A 22,754-nucleotide genomic window follows, 5' to 3' on the forward strand; every position below is an offset into this window, starting at 1 on the left:
GGTTTCGAGCACGCGCAGGTAGCGCTGCCCGAACTCGGCCACGGTCGAGGCGTCGAACAGATCGGTGGCGTAGGACAGCACCACCGCCAGCCCGGCCGGCTCACCGGCCACGCCACGCTGCTCGGTCAGCGTCCACTGCAGGTCGAACTTGGCGATGTCGACCTCGAGCTCGTCCGCGGAGACGGTGAGGCCGGGCAGCTCCATGGAGCCGTGCGACATCTCCTGGAACGACAGCATGACCTGGAACAGCGGGTGCCGGGCCTGCGAACGGGTCGGGTTGAGCACCTCGACCAGCCGCTCGAACGGGACATCGGTATTGGCGAAGGCCGCCAGATCGGACTCCCGGGTGCGGGCCAGGAAGTCGGTGAAGCGCTCGGCCCCATCCACCTCCGAACGCAACACCAGGGTGTTGACGAACATGCCGATCAGGTCGTCGAGCGCCTGCTCACCACGACCGGCGACCGGGGTGCCGATGGCGATGTCGCCGGTGCCCGAGAGCCGGGCCAGCAGCACGGCCAGCGCGCTGTGCATGACCATGAACAGCGAAACACCCTGGGCGCGTGCCAGACCCGCCAGCCTGGTGTGCAACTCGGCCGGAATGTCGAAGGTGACGCGGGAGCCGTGGAAGCTCTGCACCGGCGGACGCTGACGGTCGGCCGGGAGGTCCAGCTGATCCGGCAGCCCGGCCAGCGCCCCACGCCAGTAGGCGATCTGGCGGGCGGCCATGGACTCGGCGTCGGATTCCGAACCGAGCACGTCGCGCTGCCAGATGCTGAAGTCCTGGTACTGCACCGGCAACGGCGCCCACGCGGGCTCCTGACCGGCCACGCGAGCCAGGTAGGCGGCGGTCATGTCGCGCGAGAGCGGCCCGAACGAGAAGCCGTCCGCCGCAATGTGATGCACCACGAAGGCGACCGCGAGATCGACCTCGCCGGCATCGAGCGCCACCGCACCGGCGACCCGGAACACGCGCACGCGAATCGGCAGCTGGGTCGAGACATCGAAACCGGCGGAGGCGAATTCCGCCAGCGCGGAGGGCAATTCGGCCTCGGCGAGATCGATGACCTCGATGCCCAGCTCCACCTCGGACATCGGCAGCACCTGCTGGAAGCCGCCGTCGCCGGACTCGGGGAAGATGGTGCGCAGGGATTCCTGGCGCTCGACCACATCGGCCAGCGCCAGCTGCAGGGCCTCGATATCGACCTGCCCGCGCAACCGCACCACGAACGGCAGGTTGTAGGTGGGGACATTCGGGTCGAACTGGTTGAGGAACCACATGCGCTGCTGTGCCAGCGACAGCGGCACCCGGTCCGGGCGCTCCTGCGCCACCAGCGGGGTACGCGAAACATCGGACGGCCCAGCGGCTTCCACCCGCGCGGCGAGGCCCGCCACGGTCGGGGTCTCGAACAGCGCGCGCACACCCAGGCGGGTGCTGAACGCGGCCGAGATGCGGGCCACCACCTGGGTGGCGACCAGCGAGTTGCCGCCCAGATCGAAGAAGTTGTCGTCGACGCCGACCCGGTCGTGGCCGAGCACATCGGCGAACACGCCCGCCACGATCTCCTCGGCGGCGGTGCGCGGCGCACGGTAGCCGGCGGCATCCGCGCTGAACACCGGCTCCGGCAGGGCCTTGCGGTCCAGCTTGCCGGAGGTGTTGAGCGGGAAGGCGTCCAGCACCATGATCGACGCCGGAACCATGTAGGACGGCAGCTTCTCGGCGGCGAAACGGGTCAGCTCGGCCGGATCGATGGACTGGCCGGGGATCGGGACCACGTACGCGACCAGCTGCTGACCGGTGGCGGTGTCCATGACCAGGACGGCGGCCTGGCTGACGGTCGGGTGGGCCAGCAGGTCGGTCTCGATCTCGCCGAGCTCGATGCGCTGACCACGGAACTTCACCTGGAAGTCGGTGCGGCCGATGTACTCCAGGGCCCCTGCGTCGTTCCAGCGGACGAGGTCACCGGTGCGGTACATGCGTTCGCCGTTGGGCGACAACGGGTTCGCGACGAAGCGGTCCGAGGTCAGATCCGGGCGGCCCTTGTAGCCGCGGGCCAGCTGACGGCCCGCCAGATAGAGCTCACCCGACGCGCCGATGGCGGCGGGCCGCAGCCGCGAATCCAGAACGTAGACTTCGACATTCCACTCGGGCAGACCGATCGGCACCGTGACGGTGTCGGCGGCGGTGTTCTCCCAGTAGGTGACCGACACCGCGGCCTCGGTGGGGCCGTACAGGTTGTGCAGCCCGGCCGAGGTGATCTCGCGGAAGCCCGCGCCGGTCTCCGGCGGCAGCGCCTCACCGATCACGAAAACGTACTTCAGCGAGGCACACTGGGCCCGGGTGGCGTGCGCGACGAAGACCGTCAGCATGGACGGCACGAAGTCGGTGACCGTGACGCCGTGGCGCTCGATCATCTCCGCCACGTACAGCGGATCGCGGTGACCGTCCGGGGTCGCCACGATGAGCTTCGCGCCCACCAGCAGCGGCATGAAGTAGCCCCACAGCGACACGTCGAAGGTGGTCGCGGTCTTCTGCAGGTAGACATCGTCTTCGGTGAGCGGATACTCGTCGAGCATCCACAGCTCTTGGTTGACGATGGCGTGGTGGGTGACGGCGACGCCCTTGGGGCGGCCGGTCGAACCCGAGGTGTAGATGACGTAGGCGGTGTTGTCCGGGCGCAGCGGGGCCAGGCGATCCGCATCGGTCACCGGCTCCGCGGAGAAGCCGGAGACGTCGAGCGTGTCGATCTCCAAGCGCCGCGCTCCAGCCGCGGAGCTTGCGGAGCGGCCATCGAACTGAGCCGGCAGCTCGAGCTCGTCGCGGGAGGTGGTCAGCACACAGACCGGTGCCGCGGACTCGAGGATGTAGGCGGTGCGGTCGGCCGGGTGGTCCGGGTCGATCGGCACGTAGGCGCCACCGGCGCGCAGCACCGCGTGCATGCCGACGACCAGGTCGAGCGAGCGGCGCATGCCCAGGGCGACCAGCGATTCCGGGCCGACGCCGTCCTCGATGAGGAAGCGGGCCAGGCGATTGACGCGTGCACCGAACTCGGCGTACGTGAGCCGCTCGCCCTCGAACTCGACGGCGACATTGTCCGGGGTCAGCGGAATCTGCTTGTCCAGCAACGCCGGCAGCGTGGTGACCGGCACCTCGTGCGCGGCGGAGTTCCACTCCACCAGGGTGCGGGCGCGCTCGGCCGCGGTGGTGATGGGCAGGTCCCAGACGGGCTGCTCCTCCCCCGCCGCCAGGAAGCGGTCGAAGAACTCCAGGAACCGCGCGTGGTGACGCTCGGTCTCGTCCTCGGAGTACAGGTTGGGGTTGGTCTCGAAATCGATGTGATTCCGGGTGCCCTTCACCGACTGGTAGAAGTTGACGCCCAGATCCTCGATGGAACCGGTGGACAGCACGCTGTATTCACCGGTGATGTCACCGAGCACGACCTCGTTGTGGAACAACATGATGTTGACCCACGGGCCGAAGAACTGCGAACCCACCTCGCCGCCGGTGAATTCGCCGGTCGAGTCGCGACGAATGTCCTCGGCGCGGTAACGCTGGTGACGCAGCGCACCCGAGACCTCCACCTGCACCTGCTTGAGCAGATCGGTCACGGTCACGCCGTGGCCGACGCGCAGGCGCAGCGGCACGATGTTCGAGGCCGCGCCGCCGGAGCGGCGCATGATCGCGGTGGTGCGCGCGGTCACCGGCAGGCTGAGGATGACGTCCTCGCTGCCGGTCCACTGCGCGAGATAGGCGGCGAAACCGGCGATGAGCAGACCCGCGGGCGACGACTCGTGGCGCGCCACAGCATCGTCCAGCAGCGAGGACTGGTCCTCGGTGAGCGCTCCTGTGGCGATCCGGTTGATGGCGGCCGGCGGCGCGGAGCGGCCGACCAGGCTGGTGCCGTCCTCGAGCCCGGCGACCCGCTCGGCCCAGTACTCCTTGTCCGACTCGAAGCGGCTGCTCTCGCGGTAGGCGAATTCCTGCTCGACCAGGGTGGGCAGGTCGGTCAGCTTGTGCGGTGCGGGCTCGACGCCCAGCACGTACGCGGTGTACAGCTCGGCGACGCGGGTCATGTAGGTCACCGCGCCGAAGCCGTCCAGCACGATGTGGTGGATGCGCGCGTACCAGTAGTAATGGCCGTCGGCCAGCTTCAGCATGGCCGTGCGGATGAGGCGGTCCCGGGTGAGGTCCAGCGGGGCGCTGTAGTCGGCGCGCATCCAGGCCTGGGCCGCGGCGGCCGGATCGGCCTCATCGCTCAGATCGACGTGGTAGATGGTGCGGTCCAGTGAGTGGTCCACCATCTGCATGGGCTCGCCGTCACGCTCGACGATGCGCAGGAAGCCCGATCCGAACTCCTCCGAGCCGTGGACCATGGCGCGTTCCAGCAACTCGAGGTCGAGTTCGCCGCGCAGTTCCACGTACTGGGCGATATTGATCGGGACCTGCGGGTCCAGGTGCTGGGCATACCAGATGCCGAGCTGCGCCGGCGACAGCGGGAAAAGTTCGCCCGATCCCGGTGCGATTTCGCTGCCAGCTTCGCCGATGCCGCCGAAATCCAGCCGGTCCAACCCAAACCTCGCTTCCGGAACACCACGACACGCAGCGCTCCCCGCCGAAAACCCGAACAAAACGCCACGCTTGCTTCAGCGTGGCGTCCGGTGTTCGGGGCTCACTTCACCGTAAATTGAGACTCCCTGGGGTATCCCCCCAGCTGGCCGATCTTGTTACATGGGCGCGACCACACCCGTCGGCCGCTGCAGGGCAGCCACAGTCGCAAACTTGGTGACGGACACTCGGTCCAATCTACCGTCAGCGCGCAAGCGACAATACGAAAGGGCCATAGCCCTTAGCTATCATCGCATTTCGTACCTTCAGCCAGTGATGTGCGACCTATCGCGAGCAGGATCGTACAGATGCGACTGGGCACAGTTCAGGGTTTCGGCCAACGCGGGACCGACGAGAATCACAGCCGCCTGCCGCAGTCCGGCCGCCTCCACGCGATCGGCGATATCGGCCAAGGTGCCCCGGAGAACCTGCTGTTCAGGCTGGGTCGCGCGGTAGACCACGGCCACCGGGCAGTCCACGCCGTAGTCGGGAACCAGCTCCTGAGCGAGGGTCCGGATCCGGGTGATGGCGAGATGCAGGATCAGGGTCGCCCGGGTGCGCGCGAAATTTGCCAGCGCCTCCGATTCCGGCATCGCGGTGGACCGAGCCTGTGTGCGGGTCAACACAACCGACTGCACCTGCTCCGGCACGGTGAGCTCCGCACCCAGCAGCGCCGCGGCGGCCGCGTACGCCGGCACCCCGGGCGTCACGTCCCAGGGGATTCCCAGGGCGTCCAGCCTGCGCTTCTGCTCGGTGAGCGCCGAATACAAGGAGGGATCGCCCGAGCACAACCGTGCGACGTCCTTGCCCTCGGCGTGCGCCCGCGCACAGTGCGCGATGATCTCGTTCAGATCCAGCCGCTGCGTATCGATCAGCTCGGCATCCGGCGCGCAGTGCCCCAGCACCTCGGGATCCAGATAGGTCCCCGCGTACAGGCACACCGGCGACCGCCGCAGCAGCTCGACCGCTCGTACCGTCAGCAGATCCGCCGCCCCCGGCCCGGCCCCGATGAAGTGCACTGTCATCGGCCGAGTCTCGCACACCCGCTCAGGCGAACCGCCCGGCCGCCACCGGCACCGCGATCAGCCGCTGACCGAGAAGTCGGTGAGGATCTTGGTGGGGCGGAGGCGGACCACGAGTTCGCCGGGGACGGCATTGCGCTTGCCGAATTCGTCGGCGCGGTCGAGGCCCATGTAGCGGGCGGCGATGTCGGTGGCGGTGCGGAGGAGTTCGTCCGGGTCCTCGGAGATTTCGGCCACACCCTGGACCTGAACGAAGGAGTACGGAGGTTCGGACACGTCGACGCAGAGGGTCAGGCGGCCGTCGCGCCGGATCGAGCGGCCCTTGGCCGTGTCCTTGCCGGTGTTGAAGACGATCTCGTCACCTTCGAGGATGAACCAGACCGGCGCCACCAGGGGGCGACCGTCGCTCGCCACGAAGGCGAGCTTGCCGGTCCGGGTGCCCTCGGTCAGGAAGTCGCGTACACGCTGATCGGACAGTGAGGCCATGGGCGACACCGTACGACCTCAGATGGCCCCGCGCTCGCGAGCCCGGGCCACGGCGGAGGTTCGGGATTTGACGCCGAGCTTCGAATAGATATGGACCAGGTGGGATTTCACGGTGGTCTCGGAGAGGAACAGGCGCTTGCCGATCTCCCGGTTGGAATGGCCGTCGGCCACCAGACGGAGGACCTCGATCTCGCGGGGACTCAAGGTGGTGTCGGGCTTGCGGACTCGCGTCATGAGACGCGAGGCGACCGAGGGTGACAGGACGCTCTCCCCCTCGGCGGCCGAGCGGACGGCGGCCAGCAGTTCGGCGGGCGGGGTGTCCTTGAGGATGTAGCCGACCGCGCCCGCCTCGATCGCACCAAGGATGTCGGCGTCGGTGTCGTAGTTGGTGACCACCAGGACATTCGGCGGATTCGGGAGATCGCGCAGGGCAGCGGTGGCGTCCGCGCCGGACTTGCCGGGGCCGAAGCGCAGATCCATCAGAACCAGGTCGACGGGGGTGGTGGAGCAGAAGGCAACGGACTCTTCGGCCGTCGCCACCTCGCCCACGACTTCGATGTCGTCGGAATCGGTTTCGGCGACGCTGGAGTCCAGCAGCGCGCGCAGGCCCGCGCGGACGATGGCGTGGTCGTCGGCGAGGAGAATGCGGATCATTTCTGCTCCGAGGGGAAGGTGGGCTGCTCCTCCAGGGGGAAGGAGACGGTGACCGCGGTGTGGCCCGGCTCGGATTCGACATCCATGGTGCCGCCCTGCTGCTCCACCCGGCTGCGCATGGCATTGAGACCGAAACTGCCGGAAGGGGATTCGGCCAGCACCGCGGGATCGATACCGACCCCATCGTCGACCACGTCGAGATGCACGGCGTCATCGGCGTAGGTGAGGGTGACCCGCATGCGCTGAGCGTGGGCGTGCCGCACCACATTCGAGACCGCGCCCTGGGTGATGCGGACCAGTGCGGCCTCCATGGACATGGGCAGCGCCTGCGGCTCCCCCTCGACGAGCACCTGGGCGTCCAGGCCGGGCGCGGCGGCCCGCTCGGCAATGCGATGCAGCGCACCGGCGAGGGACTGGCCCTCGAGTGCGGCGGGTGTGAGTTCTGCTATGAGCTGGCGGGTTTCGACCAGGCTGTCGGCGGCGGTCTCGCGGGCCAGCCGGATCTTCTCCAGCGCCGGATGATCCGGGGCGGCGCGCTCGACGGCGTGCAGCAGCAGCTGAATACTGCTGAGGCCCTGGGCAACCGTGTCGTGGATCTCCTGGGCCAGGCGCTCCCGCTCGGCCATCTTGCCAGCGGTGCGTTCCTGTTCGGCGAGAGTGTTCCTGGTGGCGAGCAATTCGTCGATGAGGCGCTGACGATCGGCGGCCTCCCGGAACAGCGCCTGATAGCCGAGTCCGATGGCCACCGCGACCAAGGCACCGAGCAGCGGGCCGATCACACCCGCCACCGTCCAGCCGCGGTGCGCGGCGAACCCGACCACCGACACCACCGTGGCCGCGGTCACCGCGAGCAGCCCCCAATTGCGCGGCAGCAGATGCAGATACAGGAAGAACAGTCCGAACACCAGGTACACCGCCAGCGGGGCCACGATCACCAGGCCCAGCCACAGCAGCGTCAACAGGCCCAGCCACACCCGGGCCGCGGGAAGATTGCGGCGGAACCGGCCGCCGGCGAAGTAGACGCCGAGGAAGACGCCGGCGAGCACCACGACGAGCACCCGATGCGAACCCGTCAGGAACTCCTGCACCGCCACCACGATGGTGAGCGCCACCACCATGACATGCAGTCCCGCCTGCAGGGCGGAGAAGACCGGGGTGAGAGGCGAGCGGTGCACGCGACCAGCTTATGCCCGGCTATTGCCGCGGCATCCATCGAAAGTAGGAAACGCCACCCCACCCTTGGCTGGTCCGGGAACCGTCCTGCTCGACGATGGTTTCCGGGGTCCGCGACGACACAGTGGAATCATGTTCGTCGCACTCAGAGATCTGCGGGCCGCCCGCGGCCGCTTCCTCCTCATTTCCCTGGTGGTCACGCTGGTCGCGCTGCTGGTGAGCTTTCTCAGCGGCCTGACGGCCGGTTTGGCGCACCAGAACATTTCCGCCATTCAGTCCCTCAACACCAGCACGGTCGTCTTCTCCGACACCGGGTCCTCCCCTTCCTTCGACGCCTCCACCTTGAGCACCGACCAGGTGCAGACGTGGCAGGCGGCGGGCGGCACCGTCGATCCGATCGGCATCAGCCGCACCCGCGCCACCCTCGACGGCGCGTCGCCCACCCAGGTGGCACTGTTCGGTGTCCAGGGCACGCCTTTCGGCAAGCGTGTGGCAACCGAACCGGGTTCGGTGATCCTGTCCAAGGCCGCCGCCAAGGACCTCGACGCCAGGACCGGCGAGACCGTCGAGCTGGGCTCGGCCTCCTACACCGTGCAGGGCGTGACCGATGACGACTGGTACGCGCACACCCCCGTGGTGTGGATGACGTTGGCGGACTGGCAGTCCCTCAACCCCCACGCGGGCGCGGCCACCATCCTCGCGGTGTCCGGCGTGAGCGACCAGTCCGCGGTGAACGCGACCGCGCACACCACCACGACCAGCAGCAAGGACTCACTGTCCGCGATGTCGTCGTACCAGGCCGAGAACGGGTCGCTGACCCTCATGACCGTCATGCTGTTCGCCATCTCGGCGCTGGTGATCGGCGCGTTCTTCACGGTGTGGACCGTGCAGCGACAGCCGGACATCGCGACGCTGAAGGCGCTGGGCGCGACCACCGGGTCCCTGATCCGGGATGCCCTGAGCCAGGCGCTGATCGTGCTGCTGCTCGGTGTCGGCGTCGGTGTCGGCCTGACCGCCGTGGCGGGCGTATTCATGGGCGGTGCAGTGCCTTTCGTTCTCAGTGTGAGCACGACGCTGTTCCCGGCCGCGGCGCTGATCGCGCTCGGTCTGCTCGGCGCGGCCTTCGCGCTGCGATTCCTCGTCACCACCGATCCACTCACCGCCCTCAACCAGGCCCGCTGATGACCACACTCCCCTTGCCTCCCAGGAGCATTGCGATGACCAACGCACTGACCGTCTCCGATCTGACCCTCACCTTCCCGGACGGCACGGATCGCATCACCGCCCTCGACCACGTGAACCTGCGTGTGGGTGGCGGCGAGATCGCGGCCATCACCGGGCCGTCCGGCTCCGGCAAGTCGACCCTGCTGGCCACCGTCTCCACCCTGCTGCGCCCGGATTCGGGGCGGGTGGAGCTCGAAACCGCCACGGGCACCATCGATCTCGCCGCGCTGAGCCGACGCGATGCGGCCACCCTGCGTCGCAACTCGATCGGCATCGTGTTCCAGCAGTCCAATCTGGTCCCGGCGCTGACCGCCGTCGAGCAGCTCGAGGCCATGGTGCACCTGGGGCAGAGCTGGTTCGTCTCACCCGCCAAGCGGCGCACAGCTCGGTCGCGCGCACGGGATCTGCTGGCGGCCGTGGGACTCTCGGGGCACGAGAACAAGCGGCCGGCTCAACTCTCGGGTGGACAGCGGCAGCGGGTGAACATCGCGCGAGCCCTGATGAACGACCCGTCCCTGCTGGTCATCGACGAACCGACCAGTGCGTTGGATCAGGAGCGCGGGGCGGCCATCATCGATCTGATCGTCGGCATCGTGCGCGAGCATGGAGCGTCGACATTGCTGGTGACGCACGATCTGTCGCATTTGGATCAGATGGATAGTGTGTATCGAATGGTGGACGGTGTTCTTACACAACGGAACACAGCACTGGCTGCTTGAAATATGTAGCGATACTGGACAATTCGGGTTCCAGCGCTATTGTGGCGGCGATAGAATAGAGGTATGAATTCGAAGGGGAAAGCGCTGGAGAGCTGCGGCATCGCCGAATTGGCGACCGCAGTCCAGACCCTGTCGAACACCAGCCTGAAGCAATTCTCCGATGCCGATGTCGTGGAATTGATGCAGCGGCTCGAAACCTGCAAACGCCAGCTGTCCGCGCTGGATTCACGCCTGATCATCGAAGCCGCGAATCGCTCCCTGCCCGAAACCAGCGGAGCCCGGGACCTGGTGCCGTTCCTGCGCCAGACACTCGGGTTGTCGAAGTACGACGCGTCGGTGCGAGTGAAGATCACCCGCCAGTGCGGAGAATTCTTCGAACCCACCGGACACCTGCGCCCGCCCACCTTGGCCGCGACCGCTGAAGCCTATGAGGCAGGCAATATCTCGCGTGATCATGTCCGCAACATCGTCGATGTCATGAACCATCTGCCCGCCGATATCCCCGCTGGGACGCGCGCCGAGGCCGAGCGCATCCTGGTCGGCCATTCCCGTATCGGGTGGCCCGACGATCTGCCCAAGATCGGTCGCGACATCCTCGCTCGTGTCGACCCGGACGGCAAGGTCGTCTCCGACGCCGACCGCCGTCGCAAGCGCGGAATCATGCTGTGCCGACCCGGCATCGATGGCATGTCCTGGATCGAGGGCTGGATCACCCCCGAACTGCGGGCCCTGCTCGATGCCGTCTTCGCCAAGTTCGCGCGTCCGGGCATGTGCGACCTCGAAGACCCCGAAAGCCCCACCGCGACTGGCGGTGTCGTTGATTCGAAAGTGCTCGAGGCCGCCGCCCGTCGCGACCGTCGCGATGCCGGGCAGCGCACCCACGACGCCTTGTTCGCGCTCCTGCAGCCCGGCGTCGACCCCGCCAAACTCGGCTCACACCGAGGCCTGCCGGTACAGGCCATCCTCACCATGAACCTCGCCGACCTCGAGCGTGGGGCCGGAGTCGCGACCACCGCCTCCGGCGGCCACGTCTCGATCAACGAGGCATTGAAGCTGGCCGAGGGCACCCGCCCGGTGCTGGCCGTCCTCGACGCGAACGGGCTGCCGCTGTACCTGGGTCGCTGCGAGCGCCTGGCCACTCCGGCGCAGCGGTTGGCGTTGATCGCCCGCGACAAGGGCTGCACCCGACCAGGATGCGACGCACCCGCGAGCATGTGCGCGGTGCACCACGTCACCGACTGGGCCACAGGCGGGCCCACGGATCTGAACAACCTGACCTTGGCATGCGACCACTGCCACGCGCTCGTGAATGACAGTCTCGACGGCTGGAGAACCGTTGTCATGGGCAAAGATTCCCCGTATCGGGGGCGGACCGGATGGATTGCTCCGAAACGTCTTGACCCCACGGGCACCCCACATGTGAACGATAGACATCACGTGGGGCAGTGGGTCGCTGCTGCGATCGATTTCAGTTGCCGAAGGTGGGGTTCACGGGCAGCGTGATCCCCGGACCGTTCGTGTGCTGCTGGTGTGCGCAGGGACGGGGAGGTGTGGTTGCGTCGCCTGCCCTACCGGACTTGAGCTGACGCCGAGTTCGGGAACCGTCTCCCGCCGATCCCGGCCCACGGACTGCACGCATCACCTTCTACAGACAACCCCACCGCAAACCCCCCACTGATCCCCGAACCCACACGTCCACAGCAATATTGCCGCCGCCGCGCTCGGCACGGCCATCGCCCCTACAGCCACCATTTGGACCGCAATTACCGCCGCGACCGTAACCGCCCGCAACCAGCCCCGGGCCACCGCCAGCTCACCGGGTATCTCCGATCCCGAACGCCCGCACAGACATTCCTGCCACCGCCACTGCCTCCGCGACCACCGCCGCCACTGCCAGTGCTTCTCCGATCCCAACCGCCACTGCCACCACCACGACGCCGACAACCATCATGTGCCGACCCCAACCCCGTGATCTGAAGGAATACCTCCTGCAGCAACCCCACATGCGGCTTCAAAGGTGAGGGGGCCGGTAGGCGCAGGCGTGGACGTCAGCCCGGCCCCCTCCCTTCTCCAGGCGTCTTTGTCCTTTGTTCTTTTGATCTTTTGGGTTTTGGCTCTTATCTTTTGGCTTCTATTGCGCGGGCGGCGCGATCGCGGATCTTTCGCAGCTCGTCTGTAAGTTCTCGAGGGCTGTGCACTTCGAATTCGACGCCCAGCTCCAGGAGACGGTGTGCTACCCATTCGGGGAGGTCGTCTCGGGACATGTCGAGGGCGCAGGTGTTTGGTCCGCGCGAGATGATGTCACCGGCGCTCTCGCCCAGGCGGCCGATTACGGCTTCGGCGGAGGCGGCGATGTCGACCTGGAAATGCAGTGTCGAGGTGCCCCAGTCGGTTCGCTCGCCGGTTACGTAGGCGGCAGGATTGGCGGCGGGGAGATCACGTGGGGTGAAGCGGGCGCCGGTCGGGTGGAGGCGGTGGATTCGGTCGGCGCGGAAGACCCGCCAGTCGTTGCGATCGAGGTCGAACGCGGCCAGGTACCAGCGGTGTCGGTGGGGGACCAAGCCGACAGGCTCGGTGTTGCGGCGGGTTTCGGTGCCGTTGGCCGCTTCGTAGGCGAACCGTATTCGCTCCTTGTTGGTCACGGCCGCGGCCAGGGCGGTGAGGAGCTCCGGGTCGACGGGGGTCGCGTCGGCGCGGGGCGGGACGGTGGCGGTTCCCAGGACTCGCACCCGGCGGCGCAGTTTGGCGGGCAGTACCTGTTCGATCTTGGCCAGGGCACGGACAGAGGCTTCCTCGATGCCGGCGATGGCGGAGCCTGCGGCCGCCCGCAGGCCGACCGCGATGGCCACGGCCTCCTCGTCGTCGACCAGGAGTGGCGGCATGGCGGCCCCGGCGACCAGGCGGTAGCCGCCGGTGGCGCCCATGGTGGCCGCGACGGGGTAGCCGAGATCGCGGAGACGGTCGATGTCGCGGCGGACGGTGCGATCGGTGACGCCGAGGCGTTCGGCGAGTTCGCTGCCGGGCCATTCGCGCGGGGTCTGCAGCAGGGACAGCAGCCGCAGCAGTCGTGCCGACGTGTCGCTCATACCGCCATCCTCCGCTCGAAGTAGGACGAGAATAGTCCTATATGACTCCTACCGTGATCAGTGGATCGTTCGCCCGACGTCAGGAGTCACGATGACCAGCACCGATATCCGCCCGTTCCGAATCGACATCCCGCAGTCCGATCTCGACGACCTCCTCGACCGGCTGGCGCGAGCCCGCTGGACCCGGCAACTCCCGGGACAGGGCTGGGAGCGCGGCGTCCCGGTGGCCTATCTGCGCGAGCTGGCCGAATACTGGCGCACCGAATTCGACTGGCGCGCACAGGAAGCGGCGCTCAATGAATTCCCGCAGTTCCTGACCGAGATCGACGGGCTGGACGTGCACTTCCTGCACGTGCGCTCGGACGACCCGGACGCGCTGCCGCTCATCCTCACCCACGGCTGGCCGAACAGCTTCGTGGAGTTCACGAAAACCATTCCGCTGCTGACGAATCCGCGTGCACACGGCATGGAGTCGGCGCAGGCGTTCCATGTGGTGATCCCTTCGGTGCCGGGTTTCGGGTTCTCGGCGGCGCCGCCCGAACCGGGCATGCGGCCGCGGCACGTGGCGCGCATGTGGGTGGAGCTCATGGCCCGCCTGGGTTACGACCGCTACGGCGCGCAGGGCGGGGATCTGGGTGCGTACGTGGTGCAGGAGATGGCGATCGCCGCTCCCGGCCACCTGGTCGGCGTGCACATCGACGGTGGCATCGGCCTGCCCACCGAGGCGGACGTCCCCACCATGACGCCCGAGGAACGCGCCGAGTGGGATCTCATGCAGAAGTGGCAGTCCGGCGTGAATCACCATGTCCTGCTCCGCCAGGCGCCGCAGACCTTCGCGCACGCCTGGACCGACTCCCCCGTCGGCCTGCTCGCGTGGCTGGTCCACAAGTTCGACGAGTTCTCCCCGCTGGCCGACCAGCTGGAGGACGCCGTGGACCGCGACCAGCTGCTGACCAATGTCAGCGTCTACTGGTTCTCCGATACCGCCGCCACCTCGTCCTGGCCCATGTACAACGGGCTGGGCGACCATGGTTTCGCGTGGCCGTCCGGCCAGAAGCTGGTGCCGGTGGGCGTATACGCCGGGGGCTCGCCGCTCATGCGCCGGCTCGCCGACCGCGACAACACCATCGTGCACTGGCCCGAGGGCAACACGGGCAACCACTTCCTGGCCATGGACGTTCCCCGGGCACATGTGGCCGATATTCAGGCCTGCTTCGGCAAGATCCACCAGGCCCGCAATATTTGACCGATTGGTCTTGAAAGTCGTAGTGTCCCCGCTGTGGCGAGGACCAAGGATTTCGATCCGGACACCATGCTCCGCCGCGCTCTCGAATTGTTCTGGGAGCGCGGCTATGAGGCGACGTCCATGTCGGATCTCGTTGAGCATCTTGGGATTGCCAGGGCCAGCATCTACTCGACCTTCGGCGGCAAGCGCGACCTCTACCTGAAGGCCCTCCAGCGCTACCTCGAGACCACCGATCCGGTGATCATGGACGAGTTGTCGCAGCCGGGCCCGGTCCTGCCCGCGGTGCGCGGACTCGTGCAGCGGTTCGTGCGCGAAGCATCCAGTCCCGATTCGTTTCTGGGCTGCATGGTCGTGAACAGCGCGGTCGAGTTGGCGCACTGCGACGAGGCGGTGGCGCGGCTCGTGGAGTCCAGCTGGGCACACCTCGAAACGACGTTGACTTCCGCGCTGCTGCGCGCCCGCGCACAGGGCGAACTGGACGCGGACGCGGACCCGCGCGCACTCGCCCGATTCCTTCTCGTCTTCTTCCAGGGAGTCCGCGTCATCGAGCGCACGCCGGATTCGGCTGCACGCCTGCGGGATGCGGCCCGCGTGGTCGTATCCGTGCTCGGCTGAACAGGTTTCCCATTCATCCACAGCCTTCCCCACTGCCCACATTCGAGAACGATCATTCTTCAAAGGAGCTGCGCACCGTTATGAGCACCCGATTCGATGACAAAACTGTGCTGATCACCGGTGGCGCGGGCACGATCGCGGGCGCGACCGCCCAGGCCTTCGCCGATCTCGGCGCCACGGTGGTGCTGGCGGGCCGTGATGCGCAGCAGCTGGCCGACGCGGCCGGACGAATTCGGCCGGCGGGCGGCGCGGTGGACCGGGTGGTCGCCGACGTCACCGACGGCTACCAGGTGGCTGCCATGGTCGAGGAGGTCGTGCGCCGGCACGGCGGCCTGCATGTGGCCTTCAACAATGCCGGAATCCTGGGCACGCCCGCCCCGGTCGGCGATCTGGAGGATGCCGACTGGCACCGGGTGCTGGATGTCAACCTGACCGGCGTCTTCCTGTCCATGAAGCACGAGATCGCCCATATGCGCGGCAATGGCGGCGGCGTCATCGTGAATATGGCCTCGAATATCGGCACGCACGGCCGTCGTCCGGGTCTGGCGGCCTACGCGGCATCCAAAGCGGCGGTCAGCGTGCTGACCCAGACCGCCGCGCGTGACCATATCGGTGACGGCATTCGCATCAATGCGGTCAGCCCCGGTGCGACCGATACGAGAATGTCCTTCCGACCGGGCGAAACTCGCGCGGATCGCGATGCGCGCGTGGCACCGGCAATTCCGCTGGGCCGGGTCGGGGATCCCGCGGAGATCGCGGCCGCCGTGGTCTGGCTGGCCTCCCCGGAATCCGCATTCGTCATCGGGCACGATCTTGTGATCGACGGCGGCGCTACGGCTTGATCTCACCGTTTGCCCAACGGGTACGGCGAGGTTCCAATAGCGGAATTGAAGTGGGGTGTTGAACCGGCAGACACGTCCCTGTCATCTGCGCTGACTAACGTGCTGGGAATTCGCAGGCGCGTTATAGGAGTCGCGATGAGGGATACACTGCCATCCAAGAACCAGGTCCTTGAGGCTTGTCGAGGTTCTGGTCAGCCCGGTCATCCACTACTACGCGCGGCGCACGACCTGACCGCGCTGCACGAGCGCCTGCTCAGTGCCGAACCGGCCCAGCTGATCGAACTCGACACCATCCGGACGGACCTGGTGCATCAGATCGACTGCTGGGTGACCGCGCAGTTGCCGCCGTCGCACGGCGCGGCCCGGGTGCACACCGAAACCCTGGGCGCGGTCATCGATCGCCTGGCCCGGTTCACCGCCACCGCCTACGCGGCGCTGGCGCGCGAATCCGGACGGGAACTCACGATTGCCTGGGAGCACCTGGCCGAATTGGCGGTCGGCTACGAGGATTTGGCGTCGGAAGTGTGCACCGGGCGTCGTCGCCTGCCCGGTGCACACTGACTCGCCTCAGTTCGGCTTGCGCGCGGCGTACCAGTCCAGGAGTTCGGGGACGTCGACGGCAGTGGGGGCCACCACCGTGGACACCTCGGCGCCCTGGAACAGTTTCTTGATCGGGACTTCCAGTTTCTTGCCGGTGCGCGTGTGCGGAATACCGGGAGCCGCGATGATTTCGTCCGGCACGTGTCGCGGGGACACTTCGGCGCGAATGGTCGCATTGATGCGGGATCGCAGCTCGTCGGTCAATTCGGTCCCGGGGGTCAGCACCACGAACAACGGCATCCAGTAGCCGCCGTCCGGTTGTTCGGCGCCGATGACCAGTGCCTCGGCGATTTCCGGAATGCGCTCCACCGCCTGATAGATATCGGCGCTGCCCATCCGGATGCCCTGCCGATTCAGGGTGGAATCGGAGCGGCCGTGCACCACGATGCTGCCGCGTTCGGTAATGGTGATCCAGTCGCCGTGCCGCCATACTCCGGGGAACATCTCGAAATAGGCGTCGCGATAGCGGGAGCCGTCGGGATCGTTCCAGAACGACACCGGCATGGACGGCATCGGCTTGGTGATGACCAGCTCGCCGACTTCGTCGCGCACCGGATTGCCCTGTTCGTCCCAGGCGTCCAGGGCCACACCGAGATACGGGGCGGACAGCTCACCGGGCCAGACGGGCACGGTGCGGACGCCGCCGATGAAGGCGGACACCACATCGGTGCCACCGCTGATCGAGGCCACCGGCACCCGCTCGCCGACATTGTCGCGCAACCACAGCGAGGACGACGGGGGCAGCGAGGAGCCGGTGATGCCGACCAGCCGGAGGGCGGACAGGTCGTGGTCGGTGCGCGGCACGGATCCGGCCTTGGCGCAGGCCAGGACATAGCCGGGGCTGGTGCCGAGGACCGTCGCGCCGGTACGGGAGGCCAACTGCCACAGCGCATCCGGCGTCGGCGCGGCGGGGCTGCCGTCGTAGCAGACGATGGTCGCGCCCACCAGCAGACCGGCGACCTGGAAGTTCCACATCATCCAGCTCGGGCTGGTGTACCAGAAGAACGTGTCGTCCGGACCGATATCCGATTGCACGGCAACGGCTTTGAGGTGCTCGAGCAGCACGCCGCCGTGCCCGTGCACGATGCCCTTGGGCTTGCCGGTGGTGCCGGAGGAGTACAGCACCCACAGCGGGTGCGCGAAGTCCACCTCCTCGATCGGGAGCACGACGAACTCGTCACCGGGATCGACGCTCTCCCAGGCCAGGGTGTCGGGCACGGCGAGGCCGAGGCGGGGCACCAGCACGGTCGCCGCCAGTGAGGGCAGTCCGGCACGCAGGGCGGCGATATCGGCGGTCTTGTCGTGCGCCTTGCCGCCGAACCGGTAGCCATCGGCGGTGACCAGCACCTTCGGTTCCAGCTGCCCGAGCCGGTCGAGCGCGGCCTGGGCGGAGTAGTCCTGGCCGCAGGCGCTCCAGACGGCCCCGATGCTGGCGGTGGCCAGGAAGGCGATGACGGCCTCGGGGATGTTCGGCAGGTACCCGGCGACCCGGTCGCCCGGTCCGACGCCCAGCGCGCGCAGGGTGTGGGCGAAGGCGGCTGCGGTGGCGATCAGTGCGGCCCAGGAGATCTCGGTGATCTCACCGGTCTCGTCGACGGACAGGATGGCGGGCCGGTCGTCGCGGACCTGCCGCATCACCTGCTCGACGTAGTTCAGCGTGGTACCTGGGAACCACTGTACGCCGGGCATTTCCGTGGTCCCGAGCACTTCGTCGGACCGCTCGCCGAGATCGAAATAGTCCCAGATCGCGCCCCAGAAGCCGGGCAGGTCGTCCACCGACCACTGCCACAGGGCTCGATAGTCCGGCAGGGACAGCCCGGTGCGCTTCTCGACGAACAGCGCGAAGCTCGTCACCTGTGCCTCGGCGATGTCCTGATCGCTCGGCACCCACTGTGGTTCCACCGCAATACCTCCTACGATGCGAATCCCGCGCTGCCGGCCGTGGCGGCCCGCTGCACGATTCGCTCGGCATGCCGGATGACCGGCATGTCCACCATGCGCCCCTCGAAGGTGAAGACACCCCGATGGTTCGGCGCTTCCGCCAATAGTCTGCGCGCCCAGTCGACTTCGCCGGGCGTCGGCGCGTAGGCGGTCCGGATGACCGGCACCTGGCTGGGGTGGATGGCCACCTTGGCGTCGAAGCCGATGGCGACAGCGTCCTCCGATTCGGCCGCCAGCCCGCTCAGATCCGGAATGTTCAGGTACACCGAGTCCAGCGCGAACTTGCCGTACGCCTTGGCGGCCAGCAGGGATTGGGAGCGCACGTGCCGCGCCACATCCCGGTAGCCGCCGTCGGCATGCCGGCTGGAGTTGCCGCCGAGCGCGGCGACCAGATCCTCCGCGCCCCACATGACGCCGATGGCATTGCGCACCATGACCGCCCGCCCGACCGCGAGCGCGCCCAGCGGGGATTCGATGAGCGCGATCACCTCGTAGTCGGTCAGCCGCGTGATCTGTTCGGCCGATTCGCATTTGGGCAGCATGATGCGGCGGTACTCGGTGCGCACCAGGGCGTCCAGGTCGAGCATGTGCTCGAAGGTGCCCGCGGCATTGACGCGGACGATGGTGCGTTCCGGGTCCAGCGGGGTGGCGATGAGCGCCTCACGGGCTGCCGCCTTGTCGGCCTCGGCGACGCCGTCCTCGAGGTCGAGGATGACCACGTCGGCCGCGGCGAGAGCCTTGCCGTAGCGCTCGGGCCGGTCCGCAGGACAGAAAAGCCAAGCGGGGCCGGGCATTTCCCAACTCATGCCGGTTCCTCCAGCGGGCCGGATGTCGGGCTCCGTCTCACCAGAGTTTTCCGGGTGGCGGTGGCCACGATGTCGCCGTGCTGATTGCGCCCGGTGTGCGCGAAGGTCACGATGCCCTCGCCCGGGCGGCTCTTGGATTCCCGCAGGTCGGTCACCACGGTCTCGGCGTACAGGGTGTCGCCGTGGAAGAGCGGCTTGGGGAAGGCGATCTCGGAGAAGCCGAGGTTGGCCACGATGGTGCCCTGGGTCAGCTGCGCCACCGACAGGCCCACCAGCGTGGACAGCGTGAACATGGAGTTCACCAGCCGCTGATGGAACGGCGGCAGGGCATCGGAGAACGCCGCGTCCAGGTGCAGAGCCTGGGTGTTCATGGTCAGCGTCGTGAAGAGCACATTGTCGGCCTCGGTGATGGTGCGGCCGGGCCGGTGCTCGTACACCACGCCGATCTCGAACTCGTCGAACCACAAGCCGCGCTGGACGACCCGCTTCACCTCGACGGTGCCCGTTTCTCGCTCGCTTCGCTCGCTCACAGGCCGAGCTCCCGACCGATCAGCATCAACTGCACCTCCGTGGTGCCCTCACCGATTTCCAGGATCTTGCTGTCGCGATAGTGCCGGGCCACAGCATATTCGTTCATGAAGCCGTAGCCGCCGAAGATCTGCGTGGCGTCGCGGGCATTGTCCATGGCGGCCTCGCTGGCGACCAGCTTGGCGATGGCGGCCTGCTTCTTGAAGGGCTTGCCGGACAGCATGAGCGCGGCCGCGTCGTAGTAGGCGGTGCGGGCCATGTGGGCGCGCGCCTCCATGCGGGCGATCTTGAAGGCGATGGCCTGGTTGCTGCCGATGGCGCGGCCGAAGGCCTCGCGCTCCTTGGCGTAGCGCACGCTCTCGTCCACGCAGCCCTGCGCCGCGCCGACCGACAGCGCCGCGATGGCGATCCGGCCCTCGTCGAGGATGCGCAGGAAGTTGGCGTAGCCGCGGCCGCGTTCGCCGAGGAGGTTCTCGGCGGGCACCCGGACGTCGTCGAAGCTGAGCGGGTGGGTGTCGGAGGCGTTCCAGCCGACCTTGTTGTAGGCGGGTTCGGCGGTGAAGCCGGGAGTGTCGGTCGGCACGATGATCGTCGAGATCTCCTTCTTGCCGTCCACTCCCCCGGTGACCGCGGTGACCGTCACCAGCCGGGTGATGTCGGTGCCCGAGTTGGTGATGAACTGCTTGGAGCCGTTGATGATCCAGCTGTCGCCGTCCAGCCGCGCCGTGGTGCGGGTGCCGCCCGCGTCACTGCCCGCGCCGGGCTCGGTGAGGCCGAATGCGCCCAGCGCGCGCCCGCTGGCCAGCAGCGGCAGCCACTCCGCCCTCTGCTTGTCGTTGCCGAAGCGGTAGATCGGCATGGCGCCCAGGGAGACACCGGCCTCCAGGGTGATGGCCACGCTCTGGTCGACCTTACCGAGTTCCTCGAGGGCCAGGCACAGCGCGAAGTAGTCGCCGCCCATGCCGCCGAACTCCTCGGGGAACGGCAGGCCGAACAGGCCCATGTCGGCCATGCCCGAGACCACCTCGTACGGGAAGCTGTGCTCGGCATCGTGCTTGGCGGCGACCGGGGCCACCACCTGATTGGCGAAATCGCGGACGGTGAGGGCGAGTTCGCGGTACTCGTCCGGCAGGGTTCCGGTGGACAGGAAATCGGTCATGACTGGGTGTTCTCCTCGGCGATGATGCGAGCCAGCGGCTGTTCGAGTTTCACCTGCGTGCCGGGCTCGACCAGCAGTTCGACGCGGCCGGCAATGGGTGCGGTGAGGGTGTGTTCCATCTTCATGGCCTCCACGACCACGATGGGCGTGCCGGCGGCGACGATCGCGCCGTCGGCGGCAGGCGTGGCGATGACCGAACCCGGCATGGGGCTCTGGATTTCGGCGTCGCCGACATGGGCGTCGCCGCCGCGGACATCGGCCTCGGCGACCTCGCGCAGCAGCGCGGTGCCGGTGCGGTCGGCGACCCAGATCTGACCGGACCCGGTGGCGACCCGGAAGCGGGTGCGCAGGCCGTCGAGGGCCAGCATCAGCGAGTCACCGTCGGATTCCACTGTGAGGACGTGCTTTTCGTCGCCTTCGACCCAGGCCGTCGCCTGCTCCGGGGTCCCGGACAGGTAGACGTGTGCCGTGCGGTCGCCGCCGATGAGGCGGATGCCGACGGGTGCGTGCGCGCCGACCCGCCAGCCGGTGGGCTGTTGCCACGGATCGACCGGGGCGTCCGGCCAGCGGCGCAACCAGAGTTCGGCCGCGGCCGCGATGAACTGCTCGTCGCTGACCGGTTCCGGCGTGAAGTCCACGGCGCGGCGGTCCAGCAGACCGGTATCCAGCCGTCCCGCACGGACATCCGGGTCGGCGAGCAGGAAGCGCGCGAAATCGGTATTGGTGCGCACGCCGAGGATCTGCGTGTCCCGCAGGGCCGCATCGAGTTTGGCGATGGCGGCGGTGCGGTCGGCGGCGTGGGCGATGACCTTGGACAGCATCGGGTCGTAGTCGCTGCCGACCACGGTGCCCGCGCGCAGGCCCGAATCCACCCGCACGCCGGGGCCTTCCGGCTCCGACAGCGCGAGCACGGTCCCGCCGGTGGGCAGGAAGTCGCGGCCCGGGTCCTCGGCGTAGACGCGCGCCTCGATGGCGTGGCCGGTGAGGCGGATGTCGTCCTGCGCGGCCGCGAGCTTCTGCCCGGCCGCGATGCGCACCTGACATTCCACCAGGTCGACGCCGGTGACCAGCTCGGTGACCGGGTGTTCGACCTGCAGGCGGGTATTCATCTCCATGAAGAAGAACTCGTCCGGCTGGTCGGCGGACACGATGAACTCGACCGTGCCCGCGCCGACATAGTCGACACTGCGCGCGGTATTGCAGGCGGCCGCGCCGATCCGGGCCCGGGTCTGCGGATCCAGCAGCGGCGAGGGCGCTTCCTCGATCACCTTCTGGTGGCGGCGCTGCAGGCTGCACTCGCGCTCGCCCAGGTGCAGCACGTGGCCGAACTGGTCGGCCAGGATCTGCACCTCGATGTGCCGGGGCCGGGTGACGAAGCGCTCCAGGAACAGGGTGTCGTCGCCGAAGGCCGCGCCGGCCTCGCGGCGGGCGCTGACCAGGGCCGCGGGCAGGTCGGCCGGATCGTCGACCCGGCGCATGCCCTTGCCGCCGCCACCGGCGGACGGCTTCACCAGCACCGGGTAGCCGATCTCCGTTGCGGCGTCGATCAATTCGGCGTCGGTGAGGCCGGGCTTGGCGATGCCGGGCACCACCGGAACGCCGTATTCGGCCACCGCGTTCTTGGCGGTGATCTTGTCGCCCATCACCTCGATGGCGCGGGCGGACGGGCCCAGGAAGGCGATGCCGGCTGCCTCGAGTGCGGCCGCGAAGACCGAGTTCTCGGACAGGAAGCCGTACCCCGGGTGCACCGCCTGCGCGCCGGAGCGCACGGCGGCCGCGACCACCTTGTCGATGCTCAGGTAGGACTCGCGCGCGGGGGCGGGGCCGAGGCGGACCGCGGTATCGGCCTCGCGCACGTGGCGGGCATCGGCGTCGGCGTCGCTGTAGACCGCGACCGATCGAATTCCCATGGCGCGCAGGGTGCGAATGACCCGCACAGCGATCTCGCCGCGATTGGCGACCAGCACGGTGTCGAAGGCGACGGGTTGCGCCTTGTCGGAGATAAAAGAGGACGCTTTGTCGGAGACAGAAGTGGACACGGTGTTCATCA

18 protein-coding genes (1 of these 18 only partly in view) are annotated in these 22,754 nt (G+C 68.0%); 7 read left to right on the forward strand and 11 right to left on the reverse strand.

From position 1 onward, the window contains the following. The 5 genes from ACQP1O_RS39200 to ACQP1O_RS39220 all read right to left on the reverse strand — a co-directional run. A protein-coding gene (locus tag ACQP1O_RS39200; protein ID WP_433563342.1) for a non-ribosomal peptide synthase/polyketide synthase crosses the window boundary here: on the reverse strand, positions 1-4,566 show its 5' end (the start). 39,987 nt of this gene lie to the left of the window's left edge; only the first 4,566 of its 44,553 coding nucleotides appear in the window; the start codon lies at positions 4,564-4,566; the stop codon falls past the left edge of the window. A 303-nt stretch (positions 4,567-4,869) separates the two neighbouring features. Continuing rightward, positions 4,870-5,628, reverse strand: a complete 759-nt coding sequence (cobM, locus tag ACQP1O_RS39205) for a precorrin-4 C(11)-methyltransferase (RefSeq protein WP_433563343.1) — start codon at positions 5,626-5,628, stop codon at positions 4,870-4,872. A 57-nt stretch (positions 5,629-5,685) separates the two neighbouring features. Then, positions 5,686-6,111 carry a PPOX class F420-dependent oxidoreductase gene (locus ACQP1O_RS39210; protein ID WP_433563344.1) on the reverse strand — a complete coding sequence of 142 codons (426 nt, stop codon included), beginning with the start codon at positions 6,109-6,111 and terminating at the stop codon, positions 5,686-5,688. Between the two features lie 18 nt (positions 6,112-6,129). Further along, the gene (locus tag ACQP1O_RS39215) at positions 6,130-6,765 is read right to left on the reverse strand and encodes a LuxR C-terminal-related transcriptional regulator (protein ID WP_402780112.1); all 636 of its coding nucleotides are present in this window, start codon (positions 6,763-6,765) and stop codon (positions 6,130-6,132) included. Continuing rightward, positions 6,762-7,940 (reverse strand): sensor histidine kinase, encoded by a 1,179-nt coding sequence (locus ACQP1O_RS39220; RefSeq protein WP_433563345.1) that lies wholly within the window; start codon positions 7,938-7,940, stop codon positions 6,762-6,764. Before ACQP1O_RS39220 ends, ACQP1O_RS39215 begins: the two co-directional genes overlap by 4 nt. 130 nt (positions 7,941-8,070) lie before the next feature. Here ACQP1O_RS39220 and ACQP1O_RS39225 point away from each other — a divergent pair, with 130 nt between their 5' ends. The 3 genes from ACQP1O_RS39225 (at position 8,071) to ACQP1O_RS39235 (ending at position 11,384) form a co-directional block, all read left to right on the forward strand. Further along, entirely contained in the window at positions 8,071-9,120 is a 1,050-nt protein-coding gene (locus tag ACQP1O_RS39225) for an ABC transporter permease (RefSeq protein ID WP_433563346.1), read from the forward strand. Positions 9,121-9,155: 35 nt separating this feature from the next. After that, positions 9,156-9,881 carry an ABC transporter ATP-binding protein gene (locus ACQP1O_RS39230; RefSeq protein ID WP_433563347.1) on the forward strand — a complete coding sequence of 242 codons (726 nt, stop codon included), beginning with the start codon at positions 9,156-9,158 and terminating at the stop codon, positions 9,879-9,881. 63 nt (positions 9,882-9,944) lie between these two features. Continuing rightward, a complete protein-coding gene (locus ACQP1O_RS39235; protein ID WP_433563348.1) occupies positions 9,945-11,384 on the forward strand; it encodes a DUF222 domain-containing protein in 1,440 nt (479 codons plus the stop codon). Positions 11,385-11,998: 614 nt separating this feature from the next. Here the strand turns inward: ACQP1O_RS39235 and ACQP1O_RS39240 are convergent. Beyond that, the gene (locus ACQP1O_RS39240; protein WP_433563349.1) at positions 11,999-12,967 is read right to left on the reverse strand and encodes a helix-turn-helix transcriptional regulator; all 969 of its coding nucleotides are present in this window, start codon (positions 12,965-12,967) and stop codon (positions 11,999-12,001) included. Between the two features lie 91 nt (positions 12,968-13,058). Here ACQP1O_RS39240 and ACQP1O_RS39245 point away from each other — a divergent pair, with 91 nt between their 5' ends. The 4 genes from ACQP1O_RS39245 to ACQP1O_RS39260 all read left to right on the forward strand — a co-directional run bounded on the left by ACQP1O_RS39245 (position 13,059) and on the right by ACQP1O_RS39260 (position 16,231). Beyond that, complete coding sequence (locus tag ACQP1O_RS39245) at positions 13,059-14,213, forward strand: epoxide hydrolase family protein (RefSeq protein ID WP_433563350.1); 1,155 nt, start codon at positions 13,059-13,061, stop codon at positions 14,211-14,213. Between the two features lie 33 nt (positions 14,214-14,246). Next, positions 14,247-14,828 (forward strand): TetR/AcrR family transcriptional regulator, encoded by a 582-nt coding sequence (locus ACQP1O_RS39250; protein ID WP_433563351.1) that lies wholly within the window; start codon positions 14,247-14,249, stop codon positions 14,826-14,828. A gap of 80 nt (positions 14,829-14,908) precedes the next feature. Then, positions 14,909-15,670 (forward strand): SDR family NAD(P)-dependent oxidoreductase, encoded by a 762-nt coding sequence (locus ACQP1O_RS39255; RefSeq protein ID WP_433563352.1) that lies wholly within the window; start codon positions 14,909-14,911, stop codon positions 15,668-15,670. Positions 15,671-15,805: 135 nt separating this feature from the next. Next, a complete protein-coding gene (locus ACQP1O_RS39260) occupies positions 15,806-16,231 on the forward strand; it encodes a DUF4254 domain-containing protein (RefSeq protein WP_433563353.1) in 426 nt (141 codons plus the stop codon). A 6-nt stretch (positions 16,232-16,237) separates the two neighbouring features. On the opposite strand, the gene ACQP1O_RS39265 is transcribed toward ACQP1O_RS39260, so the two are convergent. From ACQP1O_RS39265 to ACQP1O_RS39285, 5 genes are read right to left on the reverse strand one after another with little or no spacing between them, the layout of a single operon-like run. Continuing rightward, a complete protein-coding gene (locus ACQP1O_RS39265) occupies positions 16,238-18,172 on the reverse strand; it encodes an acetoacetate--CoA ligase (protein WP_433563354.1) in 1,935 nt (644 codons plus the stop codon). A gap of 11 nt (positions 18,173-18,183) precedes the next feature. Continuing rightward, a complete protein-coding gene (locus ACQP1O_RS39270; protein WP_433563355.1) occupies positions 18,184-19,017 on the reverse strand; it encodes an HpcH/HpaI aldolase/citrate lyase family protein in 834 nt (277 codons plus the stop codon). Further along, a complete protein-coding gene (locus ACQP1O_RS39275; protein WP_433563356.1) occupies positions 19,014-19,547 on the reverse strand; it encodes a MaoC family dehydratase in 534 nt (177 codons plus the stop codon). Before ACQP1O_RS39275 ends, ACQP1O_RS39270 begins: the two co-directional genes overlap by 4 nt. Next, positions 19,544-20,704 carry an acyl-CoA dehydrogenase family protein gene (locus tag ACQP1O_RS39280; protein WP_379389332.1) on the reverse strand — a complete coding sequence of 387 codons (1,161 nt, stop codon included), beginning with the start codon at positions 20,702-20,704 and terminating at the stop codon, positions 19,544-19,546. The genes ACQP1O_RS39275 and ACQP1O_RS39280 overlap by 4 nt, the downstream gene beginning before the upstream one ends. Next, positions 20,701-22,752 (reverse strand): acetyl/propionyl/methylcrotonyl-CoA carboxylase subunit alpha, encoded by a 2,052-nt coding sequence (locus ACQP1O_RS39285; RefSeq protein WP_433563357.1) that lies wholly within the window; start codon positions 22,750-22,752, stop codon positions 20,701-20,703. The genes ACQP1O_RS39280 and ACQP1O_RS39285 overlap by 4 nt, the downstream gene beginning before the upstream one ends. Between the last annotated feature and the right edge of the window lie 2 nt (positions 22,753-22,754).

This window comes from Nocardia sp. CA-151230 (genome assembly GCF_050942175.1).
Lineage (GTDB): Bacteria > Actinomycetota > Actinomycetes > Mycobacteriales > Mycobacteriaceae > Nocardia.

What these genes read in the sequence shown, in the direction of transcription:
- ACQP1O_RS39255 (WP_433563352.1), top strand. Translation starts at nt 14,909, where the DNA reads ATGAGCACCCGATTCGATGACAAAACTGTGCTGATCACCGGTGGCGCG.
- ACQP1O_RS39260 (WP_433563353.1), top strand. Translation starts at nt 15,806, where the DNA reads ATGAGGGATACACTGCCATCCAAGAACCAGGTCCTTGAGGCTTGTCGA.
- ACQP1O_RS39210 (WP_433563344.1), bottom strand. Translation starts at nt 6,111, where the DNA reads ATGGCCTCACTGTCCGATCAGCGTGTACGCGACTTCCTGACCGAGGGC.
- ACQP1O_RS39215 (WP_402780112.1), bottom strand. Translation starts at nt 6,765, where the DNA reads ATGATCCGCATTCTCCTCGCCGACGACCACGCCATCGTCCGCGCGGGC.
- ACQP1O_RS39225 (WP_433563346.1), top strand. Translation starts at nt 8,071, where the DNA reads ATGTTCGTCGCACTCAGAGATCTGCGGGCCGCCCGCGGCCGCTTCCTC.
- ACQP1O_RS39280 (WP_379389332.1), bottom strand. Translation starts at nt 20,704, where the DNA reads ATGACCGATTTCCTGTCCACCGGAACCCTGCCGGACGAGTACCGCGAA.
- ACQP1O_RS39230 (WP_433563347.1), top strand. Translation starts at nt 9,156, where the DNA reads ATGACCAACGCACTGACCGTCTCCGATCTGACCCTCACCTTCCCGGAC.
- ACQP1O_RS39270 (WP_433563355.1), bottom strand. Translation starts at nt 19,017, where the DNA reads ATGAGTTGGGAAATGCCCGGCCCCGCTTGGCTTTTCTGTCCTGCGGAC.
- ACQP1O_RS39235 (WP_433563348.1), top strand. Translation starts at nt 9,945, where the DNA reads ATGAATTCGAAGGGGAAAGCGCTGGAGAGCTGCGGCATCGCCGAATTG.
- ACQP1O_RS39245 (WP_433563350.1), top strand. Translation starts at nt 13,059, where the DNA reads ATGACCAGCACCGATATCCGCCCGTTCCGAATCGACATCCCGCAGTCC.
- cobM (WP_433563343.1), bottom strand. Translation starts at nt 5,628, where the DNA reads ATGACAGTGCACTTCATCGGGGCCGGGCCGGGGGCGGCGGATCTGCTG.
- ACQP1O_RS39240 (WP_433563349.1), bottom strand. Translation starts at nt 12,967, where the DNA reads ATGAGCGACACGTCGGCACGACTGCTGCGGCTGCTGTCCCTGCTGCAG.
- ACQP1O_RS39285 (WP_433563357.1), bottom strand. Translation starts at nt 22,752, where the DNA reads ATGAACACCGTGTCCACTTCTGTCTCCGACAAAGCGTCCTCTTTTATC.